The organism is Candidatus Pelagibacter bacterium nBUS_27, assembly GCF_051200985.1.
In the GTDB taxonomy this organism is placed as follows: Bacteria; Pseudomonadota; Alphaproteobacteria; order Pelagibacterales; family Pelagibacteraceae; genus Pelagibacter.
The window spans coordinates 882,982-901,534 of the sequence record NZ_CP172845.1; the positions used below are offsets into that span (position 1 = coordinate 882,982).

Sequence of the window (18,553 nt, forward strand, 5' to 3'; positions counted from 1 at the left end):
AAACTACAGTACTTATGCGCACACTAGAAAGTTTGAATAAAATAAATCGCTTAAAGACTCATTAATTTAAGTAACAAACTAGTCCCCAAACTAGAACATTTTGAGATAAATAAATTATAATAATTAGATATTAATCAAACTTTTAAACTGATTTTTATTTAATTTGTAATAAGGAGTTCGTGGTTTACTAGAGTTTGAAGGTCCATAACCAAACATATCTATATTCAATTTTTTAATTTTTTTCTTAACAGTATTAGATGAAAAAGAAGTTTTATAACTAGACTTAATTTTTGTCACAATTCCTGAAATAGTTAAAATATCTTTTGAAATTACTAAAAAATCATAGTTTAGCTTTTTACAGATAGTTTTTTCATCTAAAAATTCATAATAATCTGATAGGCCACGATTTGTAATTGTTTTACCATTTGGCTTGATCTTTAATAGTTTGAATATCTTATGGAGTAAATTTCCTGAAATTTTTAATTTTTTTCTATAATCATTGAATATATAATGGTTAGTAGGCACCTCTATTTTAGCGCCTATTTTTTTTTCAAAATCTTCTCTTGTAAAAGAAGCATCATAATAATCACCAATATTGTCTTTACCTTGAGGGCTATGAGTTAGACCTTTAACTAAAGGTTTTAACAATTTTGTTTTTACTAAATATTTTCTAAAAGTTGTTCTATCAACATTAATTTTTTTTGCTAAACCTGAAATAGTTAAATACTTATTGGTATCAATAAATGCTAATGGTTTCGCGATTTCAATCAAATCATCAATCTTATATTTTTTAAAGATATCTACCCTTCCACTTTGTTTCATAATTTGTCCAACTGGTTTTATTTTACCGTTTTCAATTAATTTTTTTAATAATACCTTTGACGTCTTACAATTTAGTTCTTTATTTACAAATTTAGTCATTGAAGAAAGGGTAAAATATTCATCTATAATATTCTCTGATACTTCGTAGAAATCACACAATTGCTTTCTAGTTACTAAAGGGTAAACTAAATTTCCAATTTTTTTATCTTTTTTACTGCCTCCAGTAGCAACGCCCCTACCAAGACTTTTTATTTTTTTTTTATCAAAATAATTTAATATTTGACTTAAATTAAAGCCTGTAAGTTTTGTAAGTTTTGAAATAGTGTAAATATTATCTTCTTTATAAAAATCTATTCCAGCCAAATCTTTGAGTTGCTGAAAAGTTATTTCTTTAAATAAATCTACTACTTTTCCTGATTTTTTCATTTTACCTAAGCCCACTGACTTAAGTATGTTTTTGTCTGCCAATCTTCTAAGAAATGACTCATTTACATTAATTTTCTTTGATAATTGGTCAAGATTTAATAAATTTTTATTATCAAAAATTGTTATTCTTGGATCAACAAAATCAAATCCAATTTCTCTTAATTCATTTAACTGATGAATAAATAGTTCATTTCTGCTTATCCTTCTTCGTACATTATTTATCCAATGATATAGTTGTAGATTTTGTTCAGATTTTACAAAAAAATTGCCATTTATTTCTTTATACTTTTTTAACTCTATGATCATTTCATCCCATTTTGTGTTAAGAGATGAAAAAGACTTATTGATAATAGAATTTATTAATAAATTTTTTGATATTATTCCGCTTGTTCCTTCAATTAATTCCTGTACTTTTTTTATTCTACTTTTGAAACCTTTGCTTTTTTTATTTATAACTGCTTCAGTTATGATTTGTGCAACTTCAGTGTCATGTTCTTTCATCGCTTTTAATATTTGAGCTATATTATCAAAATTAGTTCTTTCCAACGCATCTGATATTTTTTCACCTTTATTTTGCTCTACGAATATTGGAATTAGAATATAACCATATTTTTTATTGATCCCTCTATTTCTCAGTGCTCTACCTGCTGCTTGAACAATATCAATTTCACTATTCTTATTATCTAGAAAAGCAACCATTTCCACAGAAGGCACATCCACACCTTCAACCAAACATCTTGCATTAGAGAGTATTGCCTTTTTAGAAAATTTAAAATTTTCCATAGCATTTTCTCTTTTGTATAATTTCATTTTTCCATCAATACTATTTGTATAGTAATCTGGTAAATGTTCCTTAATGCCCTCATCAGATAATGAACAAAAAGACTTGGCTCTTTCAACAGTATTATGAAAAGTAAATATTTTTTTTATTTTATACTTCTTAACTGCTTTTTCTAAAGCAATTTGATTTGCCACTTGATCAGTTTTAATCTCCTTATTATTTACAATAGTAGCTGATTTATTTCTAAGTTTATTTTCAACTTCTTTTTTTGTTACAAAAGAAGCTATTATTTTGAATTTTGCTATACATCCTAATCTAGCAGCTTCTCTAAACGATAAAAAGTGACAAATTTTTCCGTACAGATTTTCATTTTCCATACTTAAACTTATCTCTGGATCACCTGTATTATAAATTTTACTTGGATTAGAAATTCTTCTAGTTGCAGTTACAAATAGTCTTTTTTTAATTTTAATATGTTTGTCATAAAGTGGTAAATTGAATCCTGTTAATTCTTGATTTTTTCTTTTTGTTATTCTTGCAGTTCTATGAGCCTCATCAAAAACAGCAAAATCAATTGGACGTCCTTTAGCTCCCTCTGATAAAACTTTTGAAGATTGGTATGTGCTAAAAATAATTTTATACTTATTATTTTTTTTTCTAATAAAATTTTTAATTACTTTAGAATTTGTTGTAATTTCAAAATCTACATCATCTTTGTTTAATTGTAATTCATCTTCTCTTGCGGAACTTTCTTTAAAAGAACAAATTTGTAAAGTTTGAATATTTTTAATATTGGTTTGTTCGAGCCAATCAGCTCTTATTTGTTTAATTAAAGCGATAGAAGGAACAAATACAATTGATATTTTTGGATGTAATTTCTCATATGTCCAAAGTGCAATATTGGTTTTACCTGTTCCACAGGCAAGTATAGCTGTAGCTCTATCTGCTTTTTTTAATTCAGATAGAATATTATTAATTGCCTCTTCTTGATATTTTTCTGGATTATGTCGTTTTATTATTTCTTTTTTTTCATAAAGCCAATTTTCAATTTCTTTAAATTCAATTTGCTTTAATTTGATTAAATCTTTTCTCGAAGTTATTAAAATTCTATTTTTATTTAGAAATTCATTGCTAATTTTATCAATATTTGTAAATAAATGTCTATAATTAGCTTTTTCACTTACACCAACAAAAGTAGATAGTTCTCTCCATGTTAATGTATTTTTTTTATTACCTCTATATTTTACCTGATAAGTAGAAATTTTTTTGTCAGACAAATACACACCATCAAACCCCATTTCTGATTTCTTTAAACTTAATTTTAAATCATCTTTTATTTTAATTGGTGTTTTAAAAGATGGATAAACTTTATCTTTTATATATTTTTTATTTACACTAAGTAACGCTTCTACAAAAATTTCAAAAATATCACCTTTTGTATTTTCAATCCCTCTACCACCAATTGATTTAGTATTTTCAATTCTTTTTTCAAAATCATAAAAAGAATTAATACTTTTAAAAATATTTGTTTTTAATATATTGTTTGAAAAAGGGTTTAATGAACTCATAAGTTTTAGAATTTTGTTATAGTATAATATTTTAAAACTAGTCCCCAAACTAGATCATTTGGAGATAAAACAAGAAATGGGACACTGTGAATAAAGAAAACGCAAGTAAACTGTGGAAAATCATACAGGAAGCTGGCGATTATTTGGGGGAATAGAGGTTCAACTTATCCTACACTCAACTACACTCACCTACACTATTCTACAGTACTTATGTGGATATTAAAAAGTTAGCTTGAAATAAATCGCTTAAAGACTCATCAAATTAAGTTGGAAACTAGACCACAGACTAGACCATTTAGAGATAAATCAAATGGCTATTTTTAAAGCAAATAGACTCATGGTTCAGGATTTAAACTTAAATAGCTTGATTATCTAAACTCTATTTAATTGTAAGAACAATTTTACCTTTGGTTCGACCTTCTGCTAGTTTTCCAAAAGCTTCAGAAGCCTTTTCCATTGGATACGTACTATCAATGATAGTCTTAATGGTACCCTGACTAATTAATGTTACAAGTTCTGTTAGCATTGCTCCATCAGGTGACATGAAAAACCATTCAAAGTTTACACCATATTTTTTAGCAAGGTTTTCAGTATCTTGACCCTTAATAGAAATCAGAGTACCTCCTTTTTTTAAAACCTTGAAAGACTTAGCAAGTACATCACCACCGATCATATCAAAGATTAAATCATAATCAGACAATTCATCTTCAAATGACTGAGTGCTATAATCAATTATTAGATCAGCTCCCAAACTTTTAACTAGTTCAGTATTTTTAGAACTTGTAGTCGTTGCAACTGTTGCCCCAAAATGTTTTGCAATTTGGATGGCAAGCGTTCCAACACCACCTGAACCAGCGTGAATCAACACTTTGTCACCTTGCTTAATATTACCTTTCGTAACTAATGCCTGCCATGCTGTCAAACCCGCTAGTGGGACAGATGCCGCGTCTATATGGCTTAGATTTTCTGGTTTAATAGCAAGTTCATTTTCTTGGATACGAGCGAATTCAGCAATAGAGCCAGCGTCTTCTTGATTGGGACGAGCAAACACTTCATCACCAACTTTGACATTAAGTACATCTTTACCAACCTCGACTACTTTGCCTGAAACATCGTAGCCCATAACGTGGGGAAAGCTAAGCTCTAGCATTTCTTTTAGATAACCTGCATGTAGAATATTATCGATCGGATTAATGCTAGCAGCATGCACTTCTACTAGGACAGACTTATCTTGAAGTTTTGGCTTTTCAATATCAATAATTTCAATATTGGCAGTATAATCTTTATAAACGACAGCTTTCATTGTGTATCCTTTTTAATTAAATAATTTTTTAAAATATATCAAAACATAAAGAAAGCTATGTAGTATATATTTTATTAAATAACAATCATTCCATCACCTAGACACCTGATTAGAGGTTTGGTAGGTTTTTGAATTATGAAAAAACTTTTAGGGATTATAGTTCTGGGTTTGTCATGATTGAATATAGAAGAAAAGAGAACTTATGAATGTATTTATAATTTTATCAGTGCTTATAATTGTTATTGGAGTTCTCTTATTAGTAACCACTCCATCAGTATTATTTACATTGAATTGGAAAGAAAAAACGGGAAAAGAAAAAATCCTAATGTTTATATTTTATAGTATTTTGGTTTATATAATAAATATCATTTATTGGATTATAAAATGAAAAAACTTTTAGGGATCGTGGTTCTGGGTTTGTTGTTGATTGAGATGCTTATGCCGAGAATGAAAATTTCATAAAAAAGTATTTATTAAGTAATTCCCTATATAAACAAAACCCTAAGACAGACTTTTTTTGGAAAACTCAAAATAAATTAAATTTTTAAATCAAGAAATTTTCTGACTATATCTTTTTTATCCCATCGTTGAATTAAACGAGCTAAATCAAGAGTAGTACCTGATGCAAAATCAGGAAAAATTTTAGTATAATTTTCACCCATTTGAATTGTTTTGTTAGGATTAATTGTTACAAAATTTTTATTTTGTAATAATAAAACCTTTCTTTTAACTGTTTCTCTAGGCATATTTAAAGAGGACGAAATACTTGTCACGGTTAACTTTGGGTCATTTAAGAACTCTGCATTAGAAGATTTTTCAAATTCAAAAGATAATGACTCTAAGGATAATTTTTTATTTTTATTTATTAAATATACATCATAGCTAACTACTACTTGCAATATTATAAAACTTTCAAAATCTAGGCCTAGTCTTTTATTAATTCGCTGATAAAAATTAATTAAAAAAATTGCCCAATCATAAAAACCTGATGAAAAATTTTCATTTTCTTTTATTTTATTTTTAGAGTTCATAATTATTTGTTTTTAATTTTTAACATGAAATAAAAACCTAATACAAAAAGTAGAGTGTTGGAAAAAAGACCAATTCTCTGAGAAAAGTAATAAGTCATTGTCCCAACTAATAAAGGGCCAGCAAATGAAGTAATTCGACCAGAAAATGCAAATAAACCAAAGCTTCTACCTGCTTGCTCTTCATTAATCAGTGATGTCATCATTACACGACTAGCACTTTGTATTATTCCAATAAATATAGAAATGACCATTACAACTGCAAAAAAATTCGATTTACTTACAGCCAGTAATGAAGCATAAATTATACACAATGTTAATGCTGCTATGCTTATTAAGATTAAATTTTTTGATGAATATTTGTCATTTAAATGTCCTCCAACTATTACACTTAAAAAAGCAATAATATTTGAAAAAATAGCCATTTTTATAATTTCATCAAAGCTAAAACCAAATACACCACTTGCATAAACACCTCCTCCACTTATCAGAACAATAAGCGCATCGGCATATAACATTCTTGCTATTAAAAACTTTCCTGCTTCAGTTAATTTATTTTGCCAAATTATTTGAGTCAAAGATTTAAAATTTAAATGATTTTTTTTTATATCTTTAGAAGTTTTATCCCTAAAAAAGAAAAGCATAGGAATGGCGAATATAAAAAACCACAAAGCAACAATAAGTGCAGTGAATCGAATATTTTCAAATTCTTGTTTATTAAGATCAAATAAAACTGTGTCTGATAAAACAAAGAAATAAAGCACAATCAATAATACTGGAATTGTTCCTAAATACCCTAACCCAAAACCTAAGCCTGATGTTGTGCCAAGTTTATTTTTTTCAGATGCTTGTTGTAACAGTGAATTATAAAAAATTTGCGCAATTTCATAACAATAATTTGAACATAAAAAAATTATTAATGTGTAAAAAATAAAACTAGTTTCTGGTTTTGAAAACCAAAATAAACACGTTATGAGAATACATAGGATTGTAAATATGCGTAAAAAATTTATTAAACCATTTTTTCTTTTATCTGCTAGGATGCCAAAATAAGGACCTGTTATAGCAATTAATAAACCACAAACTCCCGTCGTCCATTGCCAGTAGGCAGCACCTAATTGCGCATCACCAACAATTTGCCTTGCAAAATAGGTAGAAAATATAAACGTAATGATGATGGCTGAAAAAGAAGAATTAGCAAAATCATACATTCCGTAGTTTAATTTTTTCACACTATGAACATCACTATTTTAGTGACATTTGCAACCCATAATGAGCACTTTTGGAGATAAAAAACAATGTGTTCAAAAATTTAAAAATAAACATTCTATTTGTTATTTTATTTTCTCTTACAAGTTTTGAGTTATTAGCTGATGATAAGTTCTGGGTGGCTGCAGATTGTAGTGTTACTAACGATTTTAGCAATAATGCGAACTGGTCAAGCACAAAAGATGGCCCAGGAGGAGCAAGAAGACCAAATAAAAATGATGTTGCAATTTTTGGTGCGACTGCTGATAGTAGTGATTGTAATGCAGAACTTACATCAAGAAACGTTATTCAAAAACTAATCCTGAAAAATAACTACGATGGTACTGTTAGTGTAGCCAATAATCAAATACTTACATTAAGACAAAATTTTAGCATTAATGGGGGTACATTATTTCTTGGTACTGATGCAACTTTAAATGCAAGTAAAAGCATGTCTCATATTCAGGACGGAGGAACTCTCTCATCAGCAAATGCACTTTTAGTTAAAATTTTTCCCAGCTTAAACATTCATGAAGGCGGGACTTTTATTGCACCTGCAAAAAACACATTATTTCTAGGTGGTTTTATCAATAATGGAACTTTCACGCACAGTAATGGTACGGTAACATTTTCTCCAAGGGATTCTAGTTATCAGGTTTTAACAAATGGTACAGGCACAGGTAAGGATTTTTATAACGTAATAAAAAATAATAAAAATACAACTCTGAGAATGAATGGGGATATGCAAGTTAATAACATAACCTTAAATAGAGGTATATTGAATGTAGACGGGAATGATCTGTATGTTAAAGGAAATTATATTGCAAATAGTAGTAATCGACGAGAGGTTACCAATACAAGCGCTTCAACATCAGTGATATTTAATGGAACCGGTAATCAAAATGTTATAGCTCATAATAGCGGTGCTTGGCCCAGTTTTGAAAATTTAACAATAACCAATACAACTGGCGTTGTTTCATTTTCTACAAAGAATGTAGGTATAGATAAAACTCTTACTATTAATTCTGGGGCAATTCTTGATATCAGTGGACTAAACATGACAGCGACTACTTTAGTTAATAATGGTACGCTTCAATTAGAAGGGGATGAAACAGTAACTATTACTAACAAAGATACAAACTCTGGAACAATCACTTATGATGGTTCAGGTACCTACAATGATCTAGAATACGGTGATAATTATTATAATCTAACTTTTAATGGTACTGGAACTTACACCCTTGATGCTAATTTAAATGTTGATGGAGCACTAACAATTACAGATGGAACACTCGATGTTTCCTCAGATGATAGAAGTATTAATGTTGCAGGAAATTGGACAAATAGTGATATTTTTAAATCTAGATCAGGTACAGTCACTTTTGATGGAACGTCAACTATTACCTCGGGTGGTATCACCGATCAAGCACAAGATTTTTACAATGTTATTTTAAGTGGTAGCGCAGGTACACAATCTACAAACCACGTAGATGTTGATAATGATTTTACAATTAGCTCCTCTGGAACCTGGAACACAAGTGGGCTTTGTCTTTTTGTGGCAGGCACTACAACCACAGGTAGTGGTACATTAACGAATACGACTCTTCCAACTGTTACTTTTGATCCTGCCAACTCTGATAATGATGTTCAACCTACAGAAAACATTACATTAACTTTTAATCATGCCATGCGTAACACAGATGATAGCGCTTTAACAAACACTAACGTTGATAGTCTTATCACTTTAAAAGTGAATAATTCAAGCGGTGCAGATATTGCTTTTGATGCTACGATTGATTCTGATAAAAAAGTTATTACTATTAATCCTGACAGCAATCTTACAGGCCAACAAAATGTGTATGTAGCAATAGGTGCTACAGTTGAAGATCAAACTTGTGGACAAGCAATTACTGCAGCCAATGCAACTTTTACTGTTGTTGATACTGATGTTCCAACACTAACATCATCTACTCCTACTGATGGCGCAACAGAGGTAGGTGTTAATGATAATATTGTTTTCAATTTTAGTAAAGCTGTTGACGCTGAGAGTGGTAATATTGTTATTTATAAGGCTTCTGATGATTCTGAAGTTGAATCAATTCCTGTCGGCAATGCTAAGGTATCTGGATCAGGATCAACTCAAATTACTATTAACCCAGCTTCAACTTTAGACAGTTCAACAGCCTACTATGTTCAAATTGCTGCAACTGCTTTTGATGATAGTTCTAGTAATTCTTATGCTGGGATTAATGATAAGACATCGCTTAACTTTACAACGGCTGACGTTAATGCGCCAACCTTATCGTCATCTACACCAGCTGATGGCGCTACAGGTATTGCTATAGATGCAAATATTGTTTTAACATTCAATGAAGCTGTTGATGCTGAAAGTGGAAATATAATTATCTATAAATCTTCTGATGACTCCCAAGTAGAGTCTATACCAGTTGGAGATGCCAAAGTATCTGGATCAGGCTCTACAACAATAACAATAAATCCTTCGACAACATTAGATGGATCAACGGCTTATTATATACAAGTAGCTGCTACTGCGTTTGATGATAGCTCGAGTAATTCGTATGCAGGTATTAGTGATGCCACAACCCTTAATTTTACAACAGCAGATATAGGTGCACCAACCCTATCATCATCTACTCCAGCTGATGGCGCTACAGGTATTGCTGTAGATGCAAATATTGTTTTAACATTCAATGAAGCTGTTGATGCTGAAAGTGGAAATATTATTATCTATAAAACATCTGATGACTCTGAAGTAGAATCAATTCCAATTGGTAATGCTAAAGTTTCAGGTTCAGGATCAACAGAAATTACCGTTAATCCAGCAACTACCCTAGACAGTTTTACAAGTTATTATGTAAAAATTGAAGCAACAGCATTTGATGATAGTTCTAGTAATTCATATGTGGGAATAACAGATACAACTACACTTAATTTTACTACTGCAGACGTTGAAGCACCAACTCTAACTTTTAGTCCTTTAGATGGTACAACTGGTATTGCAGATAACACCAATATTACAATTACCTTTGATGAAGCAATAAGAAATACAGATAATTCAGAACTAACAGACTCTAATATCGATTCTCTAATTACACTTAAAGAAGATAACTCTAGTGGCTCAAATATTGATTTTGATGCTACCATCGACTCCGATAAAAAAATTATTACAATAAATCCAGATAGTGATTTTTCAAGTGAACAAGTTGTGTATGTTGCAATTGGGGCTACTGTTGAAGACTCCTCAAATAACGCGATAAGTGCATCAAATATAAGCTTTACTGTTGCTGCTCCTACTTCACCACCATCTTTAACATTTAACCCTTCAGATAACAGTACAGGTAACGCTGTTGACACTAATATTACAATTACTTTTGATAAAGCTATTAGACATATTGATGATACAGATATTGCTGATACAGATATTGATAGTTTAATTACATTAAGAAAAACAAACTCTTCAGGAAATAGAATACCTTTTAATGCTACTATAGATAATACTAAAAAAGTTATAACGATCAACCCCTCAAGTAACTTTTCTAGCAGTCAAGTAGTCTATGTAGAAATAGGTGCAACCGTTGAAGATTATTATAATAATGCAATATCAAACTCGTCTATAACATTTACAGTTGCTGATACTGTAGCCCCAACTATTACTTTTAGTCCAACTAACGGTGAAACTGATGTAACCGTTAGTTCCAATATCACTCTTACTTTTAATGAAGCAATACGAAATACAAATAATACAGTTTTAACCGACACTAATGTCGATAGCTTGATAACATTAAAAAATTCAGATGAAGATGGAGATAATATTAGTTTTAACGCTACAATTAACTCAGATAAAAAAATTATTACTATTAACCCTGATAGTAATTTTTCTAGTGAACAAGTTGTTTATGTGGCAATTGGAACAACAGTTGAAGACTCATCAGATAATGCAATAACAGCTCAATCCATTACTTTTACAGCCGCTGACTCAACACCACCAACAGTAACTTTTAGTCCAGCTGACTCAGAGACTGGTATTGCCGTTAATTCTGATATAACAATTGCTTTTGATGAAGTAGTTCGAAATATTGATAATACATCTTTAACAGATGCCAACGTTGACAGTCTAATTACTTTAAAAGAAACTAATACTAATGGATCTGATATTAGTTTTACGGCATTAATAGATTCCACAAAACAATTAATTACCATAACGCCAGATAATAGTTTTTCGAGTGAACAAGTTGTGTATGTGGCAATTGGTGCTACTGTAGAAGACTCTTCAGACAATGCTATAAGTGCAAGTTCTATAACATTTACGGCAGCTGATGCCACTGCACCAGAGGTCACTTTTGATCCAGCAGATACATCAACAGGTGTGCCTATTACTGCAAATGTTACACTAACATTTGATGAAGCAGTAAGAAATCCTGATGACTCTGAGTTAACAAATTCAAATGTTGGAAATTTAATTACACTTGAGTATGTATCAGATAACGCATCTATTGATTTCACAGCAACTATTGATTCAGACAAGAAAATTATAACCATTAACCCTGATGCAAATTTTATAAGTGGTAGGTTTGTGCGTGTAGAAATACAAGCACTTGAAGATTCATCAAATAATACAATGTCAGCAACATCAGGCACTTTTAGTGTTACGGATTCAACGGCTCCAGTTGTTACTATTGATCCAGCAGATGGATCAACATTAGTTGCACTTGATACTGATGTAATTATTACCTTTAATGAAGAAGTAAGATTACTTGATAACTCTGCTATTAATAATACAAATGTTGATAGCTTAATAACTCTAAAGGACAGCAATTCAACTGGAACAGATATTGCTTTTGATGCCACTATAAATTCTGACAAGACAATTATAACTATTGATTTATTAAGTGATATTTCAAGTGAGCAAACAGTTTATGTGGCAGTTGGAGCTACAGTTGAAGACTCTTATGGTAATGCAATAATCGCAACATCATCTACTTTTACGGCAGCAGATAAACTGCCACCTAGTGTAGAAATTGAAGCTGTTATTACAGCATCTATTGCCGTTAATTCAGATATTACTTTTACTTTTAGTGAGGCAATTCGAAATTTAAATAACACAGCTTTAATAAATTCTGATGTTGCAAGTTTAATGACATTAAAAGATACAGATGAAAATGGAGCTGATATTCCATTTGTTGCAACAATTAATTCTGCAAAAACTATTATTACAATTGATCCTGTCAGCAATTTTACAAGTGCACAAAAAATATATGCAGCAATTGGTGCAACGGTAGAAGATTTTGCGGATAATGTTATTCCAGCTTCAAGTAAAACATTTACTGCAGAGTTTTTAAAAGAGGATTTAGAAAATCCATTTAATGAAAAGGATGTTATTGCTTTAATAGATGCTCAAAGAGAAACTTCTAAACGTTTTATAGAACAATCATCTTATGCTGTATTGAATAGAATGGAGTGGTTAAGAAGAAACAGAGATGTTAATAATTTATCAGATCAAGGAATCAAAATTAAATTTAGTGATGAAGAATATACAGAAATTGCCACTGCGTTAAATTTTGATAAATATATAAATCGTACCAAAGATTTATTTAACAATAATTGGGCTTTTTGGAGCGAAGGTACCGTTACATTGGGTGAAATAGACAATACCTCGCTTGCTTCACTGCAAGAAATTCAAACAACAGGTATTACAATTGGTGTTGATAAAAAAGTAAGCGATAGAAGAATGTATGGTTTTGCACTTAGAGTTGGTCTTGATGATGTAGATATAGGTACATCTGACACTAACCTAAAAACAGACATGTTTAGCTTATCTTCTTATGCAACCTTTCCATTTAATAATAAAACTTTTATTGATACGAATATAGGTATTAGCAGTTTAAAAATTGACTCAAGACGAAAACATGAAGCAGGATTTTTAAATGGCAACAGAAATGGTAATCAAATTTTTGGATCAATTGTCTATGGAGGTGAATTTATAAAAAAAGATTTAAATATATCTCCTTATGGAAGAATTGATCTAGGATATACTATTTTAGATGAATATTTAGAAAGTGGTAAAATTTCAGCTCTAAAATACAATGAAATGAAAATTGAAAATAGTAAATCATCATTGGGTTTTCTAATTAATAATTCGTATGAAATTAACAATTTAAAATTTAAACCATTTAGTCGTTTTGAATATGGAAGAGGAAGTACCGACTCAAATGATACAATAGTTTCGTATCATAAAGCATATCCAAATACTAATTATACTAATAAGGGTGTAAATGAATCATCAGATAATTATAGAGTCACCCTTGGAACAGATTTAGATATTGGAAAAAATATGTTCTATACTGCAAGTTTTGAGAGAAATGAAGAAATTGATTCAGGTTATACTAATACTATGAATTTTGCAGGATCTTACTTAATAAAACCAAATGCAGAACTAAGTTTTCATTCCAATTTAACAAATGAAAACACTTCACAATTTTCAATACAATATGATCAGCAATCCAAGTCTGGGTGGGATTTAAATTACAATATTGAATTACAAAATAGTTTTAATGTTAATTCTGAAAGTAATGTTGGTATTAATGTTAAAAAAATTTTTTAAAAGTTTAATTAAGTAGAAGACTAATGAATAAAATCCTTTCAATTTTAGCCACACCTCAGGCTTCTTTAATCCTGTTTACTATTAGCTAATTAACTCAACTTGAGAAATTTTTAAATATTCTGTAATCTTGGATTATGAAAAAACTTTTAGGGATCGTGGTTCTTAGTTATAGGATTTTATAGGATGACTAGACCGCAGACTAGACCATTTCGAGATGTTTCAAGGTTTAGTGGGTTATGAACAAACAAAACGCAAGTAAACTGTGGAAAATGATACAGGAAGCTGGCGATTATTTGGTGGGGCAGCTGCCCGAACATCCAAATCATCCCAAAGGAAGAAACCCCTACGCTCATGTTGCTATATGTGTAAAAGATCATTTCGATGCAAGCTACAAAGATATTCCAGATGAGAAATTTGATGAAGTGGTAAAGTATATTGAATTTTTAAAACAAAACCCTAGTTAGAGTTTTTTAAAATTTCTAACAATTGATCGACATCAGTATCTTGTGTATTCCAAGCAGTAACTAATCTTGTTGATTTTCCATCCAACTCATCTTCATTCATTTTGTAACCTTCTGAATTTAAATGTTCGATCATGTTTCTTGGAAACTTTGCAAAAACTTCATTAGCTTCTGTTGGGTATGAAAGTTTAATATCTGAATGATTAGATAATCCTTCACTTAATTTTTTTCCCATTTTATTTGCATGTTTTGCATTTCTCAACCAGACATCATCTGAAATATAGGCATCTAATTGAGCTGAAACAAAACGCATTTTTGATAATAAGTGCCCTGCTCTTTTCATTAAAAATGCAATATTACCAACTAAGTCTTTCTTAAAGAAGATTATTGCTTCTGCTGCAAGACAACCATTTTTGGTTGCTCCAAATGACAATACATCAATACCTGCTTTCCAAGTCATCTCAGCAGGCGTTACATCAAGAGAAACTAAAGCATTAGCAAATCTTGCTCCATCCATATGCATGTTTAGATTATGATTATGAGCAACGTCTGAAATCTTTTTAATTTCATCAATTTGATATACTTCTCCAGTTTCACAAACTTGGGTAATGCTCACAGATGAAGGTTGTGTGTGATGCACTATTCCTTTGCCTCCAATAGATTGGTCTAATTCATCAGCTGTAATTTTTCCATCAATACCTTGTAAGGCAATTAGTTTTCCTCCCCCTGTATAAAATTCAGGGGCACCACATTCGTCTGTATTTATATGGGATAATTTATGACAATAAATATTTCCAAATGATGGCGTCATTGTAGATAAAGCTAATGCATTAGCAGCAGTTCCTGAGGCAGTTGGAAAAACAATTACCTCTTTTTCAAATATCTCTGAAAACTTGTCCTGTAATTCAGTTGATATTTCATCATTACCATAAGGAGTGCTGTCTCCATCATTGGCTTTTAAAACTGCATCCAAAACTTCTGGACAAGCGCCAGCAACATTGTCTGAAGCAAATTTAACTCGCTCCCTTTTTGTTTTAATTTTAGCCATATTATTGTTTTGGAAAATAATCCTTTAGAGTACCTTCTCTATATACATCTGCTGTGCAACAATGAAGTCCTCCACCAAATGCATAAGCGTCTCTAAGCTCAACTGGTATGACTTCCATTCCAAGTTTATCTAGTTGTTCTGCTTGATAAACTTCACTTTTTTCAACACATACTGTTTTAGGATCAAGCACCAATACATTCATCGATAACCAGGTTGATGAATAACATAAAGGTGGAGGTTCATTATGAGCAGGTTGTGCGCTATCAACAATTTCCCAACCATTGTCTTCAAATAATTTTCTTTGTTCTGTTGGCAGTCTTCTTTGAGGATTATTAATAATTAAACCTTCTTTAATTGGAGTAAAAGTAGCGTCTATATGAATTGGATAAGGATCCCCTGGAAAATTAACCGCATGAACTCTATGATCTTTGTAATGTCTTTTTAACCAATCAATTCCTTTTAAATTTGTTGTAAAACCATGTTGTACAACTAAATCTTTTCCAAATCTTAAAACGTCAGCTGCATCGAATAGCGGTTCCTCTTCTGTGGTTACAAAAAATTTATCTTCCGTCCATTCTAATCTTTTTTGAATACCAATTTTATCTGATAGGTAATCTTTTCGATAATCTTTATCTGTTAACCTTGGTTTTGGAGCAGACTCATGCCTCATATTAGGATCTTGATTATAATATTCTTGAAGTAAAGGTCGGTAACAAAGATATTCAAACCATCTACAACGATAACTCATCGTTGCTTCTAAAATTTCATTACCAACAGTAAGCAAAACATCTCTTGGCGGCATACAGCCAAACATCGTTTCTGCTTCCCAATCAGGCGTTGAAGTTTTTTTATTAAAATCAATTGGAGTTGGTCTATCTACTTTAACTCCTTTTTTAATTAACATATTTGAAAAATCATCTAAGAGTTGATTAGCTTTATCAACAGTATCTTTGGTTCTTGGGCCAAACTGACCTCTCATGTCACTATCCTCTGGAACTTTAGCATCAAGTGCTGGCTCTGGAGCTGGTATACAAGTTCCATCAGCTCTTCCTACGATCACATGTTTTAATGGATCCCACTCATTCCAACTATTAACAATAGTTTTGTTATCACTCATAATTTTTAATTTTTTATAATATTATGTTCAGGCCCGAAAGGAAATTTTGTGATGTTTTCTGCGCCATCTTTACCGATTACCAATATATCATGTTCTCTATAACCACCTGCTCCTGGATTTCCTTCAGGGATCATTATCATCGGCTCCATTGAGATAACCATGTTTTCTTCAAGCACAGTATCAATATCTTCTCTAAGCTCTAATCCTGCTTCTCTTCCGTAAAAATGAGAAAGAACCCCAAAAGAATGTCCGTATCCAAAAGTTCGGTAATGCAGATATCCTAGTTCTGCAAACAATTCATTTAACTCGTGACAAATATCAGAGCATTTAACACCTGGCTTAATAAGCTCTAAACCTCTTTTGTGAACTTTAACATTTGCTTCCCAAGCTTTTAATGATGCATCATCTGCATGATCTAAAAATAATGTTCTCTCAAGAGCCGTATAATATCCTGAAATCATTGGAAAAGTATTTAAAGATAAAATATCGCCATTAATTAGTTTTTTATTTGTCTTTGGATTGTGTGCTCCATCAGTATTAATACCTGACTGAAACCAAACCCAGGTATCCATATATTCCGCATCTGGATATGATTTTACAATTTCACGTTCCATTCGATCACGACCTGCAATTGCTATCTCAATTTCTGTATTACCCTCTTTGATATTTTTAACAATTTCTTCTCCACCTAAATCAGCAATTCTTGCTCCATTTTTAATAATTTCAATCTCTTCATTAGATTTAATCATTCTTAGTTGCATCAAATCTTTTGAAATATCGCTAAAAACTGAAAATGTAAAAATTGACCCTATTTTTTCTTTCATATCTAAAGTGACATGATCATTCTCTAAACCAATATTTTTTGGAGGATCATCTCTTCCAATGATAGATACTATAGCTCGTAAAAAATTATCTCTTTTCCAATCTGTATAAATTACATTATCACAATGTGACCTTCTCCAGGGCTGGCTGGCATCAATGTTTGCTGAGATTGTCGAAATTTTATTTTTTGTGACTACACAACCATAAGGTCGGCCAAAAGAACAATAAATAAATCCTGTGTAATATGCAATGTTATGCATTGATGTTAAAATAACCATATCAAGATTATTTTTATCCATTACTTTTCTTAAGTTATTAACTCTTCTATCGTATTCAGTATTTGAAAAAGGAAGATTAACTTTCTCTCCATTTTTTAATGTAAAAAAATCAGGTCTTTCCATTTAATTTAATCCTATGTATCTTTTATTCCATCTCATCACTAGACTATAATAAGTAAGTGAAATAAAAAGAAAGAATCCACCAATAATAGTATTAGTTGTTGGAATTTCATTTATGCCAAACAAAGGCAACCATACCCAAAAGATTCCTCCTATTACTTCCGTTAGAGATAATAAAGTTAATTCTGCTGCTGGAATAGCTTTAGATCCAATAGAGTATAAAATTAAACCCAAACATACTAGGGTTCCATGCAGAGAGAATAACGAGCTGTTATAGCTTGATGAAAAGAAAACTAGATCTTTATTCAAAATTACTATCGTTGCAAAAACAAAACAGAAAAAACCAGCAAATGCAGTTGTTGTAAACTTGGGTGTTTCTTTACGCCATCTTAGAGTGACTGAAAAAACTGCAAACCCTAATGAAGATGTGATACCAAAAACAAATCCTACAAAAGATGTTTGAGCATTATTTCCTACAGCCATGATGCCAATACCAACAGTTGCAATAAAGATTGACACCCAAACATTTAAAGAAATTTTTTCTTTTAAAAATAAAAAAGCAAGTAAAGCTGTAAAAAATGGCATAGCGGCAAGACATAAAAGTGTAATTGCTGCACTTGTATTTGTTATAGAAAACATAAAAGAAATCATCGCAACACCTAGACCTGATCCACCAATTAAACCAGATAAACCCATCTTAAAATAATTTTTGTAAAAATTTTTTCCTTCTTCAAAAAATAAATAAAGATTTAATAAAATAAATATTGTTAGGCCTCTGCCAAAAATATACTGCCAAGGTATTAAATGCGGATCATTCATATATCGTACTACCAGTGGTCCAAAAGACCAGACAAGACCTGCAAATAAAACAACGGGAGCTGCAACTTTAGGATTTCTAAGCTCAAACAT

Annotated in this window: 10 protein-coding genes; 2 read left to right on the top strand and 8 right to left on the bottom strand. The window is 30.9% G+C overall.

All coding sequences use genetic code 11. From position 1 onward, the window contains the following. Positions 1-123: 123 nt before the first annotated feature. The 4 genes from ACIJYG_RS04840 to ACIJYG_RS04855 all read right to left on the bottom strand — a co-directional run bounded on the left by ACIJYG_RS04840 (position 124) and on the right by ACIJYG_RS04855 (position 7,160). Positions 124-3,597, bottom strand: a complete 3,474-nt coding sequence (locus tag ACIJYG_RS04840) for a DEAD/DEAH box helicase family protein (protein ID WP_435095748.1) — start codon at positions 3,595-3,597, stop codon at positions 124-126. Positions 3,598-3,976: 379 nt separating this feature from the next. Then, positions 3,977-4,900, bottom strand: a complete 924-nt coding sequence (locus ACIJYG_RS04845; RefSeq protein ID WP_435095751.1) for an NADP-dependent oxidoreductase — start codon at positions 4,898-4,900, stop codon at positions 3,977-3,979. Positions 4,901-5,436: 536 nt separating this feature from the next. Continuing rightward, positions 5,437-5,931, bottom strand: coding sequence for a hypothetical protein (locus tag ACIJYG_RS04850; RefSeq protein ID WP_435095754.1), 495 nt, complete (start codon positions 5,929-5,931; stop codon positions 5,437-5,439). A gap of 2 nt (positions 5,932-5,933) precedes the next feature. Continuing rightward, positions 5,934-7,160, bottom strand: coding sequence for an MFS transporter (locus ACIJYG_RS04855; RefSeq protein WP_435095757.1), 1,227 nt, complete (start codon positions 7,158-7,160; stop codon positions 5,934-5,936). A gap of 68 nt (positions 7,161-7,228) precedes the next feature. Here ACIJYG_RS04855 and ACIJYG_RS04860 point away from each other — a divergent pair, with 68 nt between their 5' ends. Both ACIJYG_RS04860 and ACIJYG_RS04865 read left to right on the top strand, forming a co-directional pair. Beyond that, positions 7,229-13,798, top strand: coding sequence for an Ig-like domain-containing protein (locus ACIJYG_RS04860; RefSeq protein WP_435095760.1), 6,570 nt, complete (start codon positions 7,229-7,231; stop codon positions 13,796-13,798). Positions 13,799-14,034: 236 nt separating this feature from the next. Then, positions 14,035-14,262, top strand: a complete 228-nt coding sequence (locus tag ACIJYG_RS04865; protein WP_435095763.1) for a hypothetical protein — start codon at positions 14,035-14,037, stop codon at positions 14,260-14,262. On the opposite strand, the gene ACIJYG_RS04870 is transcribed toward ACIJYG_RS04865, so the two are convergent. Genes ACIJYG_RS04870 through ACIJYG_RS04885 form a run of 4 tightly spaced genes read right to left on the bottom strand, consistent with a single transcriptional unit; the run spans position 14,255 to position 18,553 of the window. Continuing rightward, positions 14,255-15,307, bottom strand: a complete 1,053-nt coding sequence (locus ACIJYG_RS04870; RefSeq protein ID WP_435095766.1) for a threonine aldolase family protein — start codon at positions 15,305-15,307, stop codon at positions 14,255-14,257. The two genes, ACIJYG_RS04865 and ACIJYG_RS04870, sit on opposite strands and share 8 nt — an antisense overlap. Before the next feature lies 1 nt (position 15,308). After that, complete coding sequence (locus tag ACIJYG_RS04875) at positions 15,309-16,424, bottom strand: serine/threonine protein kinase (protein WP_435095769.1); 1,116 nt, start codon at positions 16,422-16,424, stop codon at positions 15,309-15,311. A gap of 5 nt (positions 16,425-16,429) precedes the next feature. Further along, positions 16,430-17,647, bottom strand: coding sequence for an aminopeptidase P family protein (locus ACIJYG_RS04880; RefSeq protein ID WP_435095772.1), 1,218 nt, complete (start codon positions 17,645-17,647; stop codon positions 16,430-16,432). Further along, positions 17,648-18,553: a DMT family transporter gene (locus tag ACIJYG_RS04885; protein ID WP_435087688.1), complete on the bottom strand. Its 906-nt coding sequence runs from the start codon at positions 18,551-18,553 to the stop codon at positions 17,648-17,650.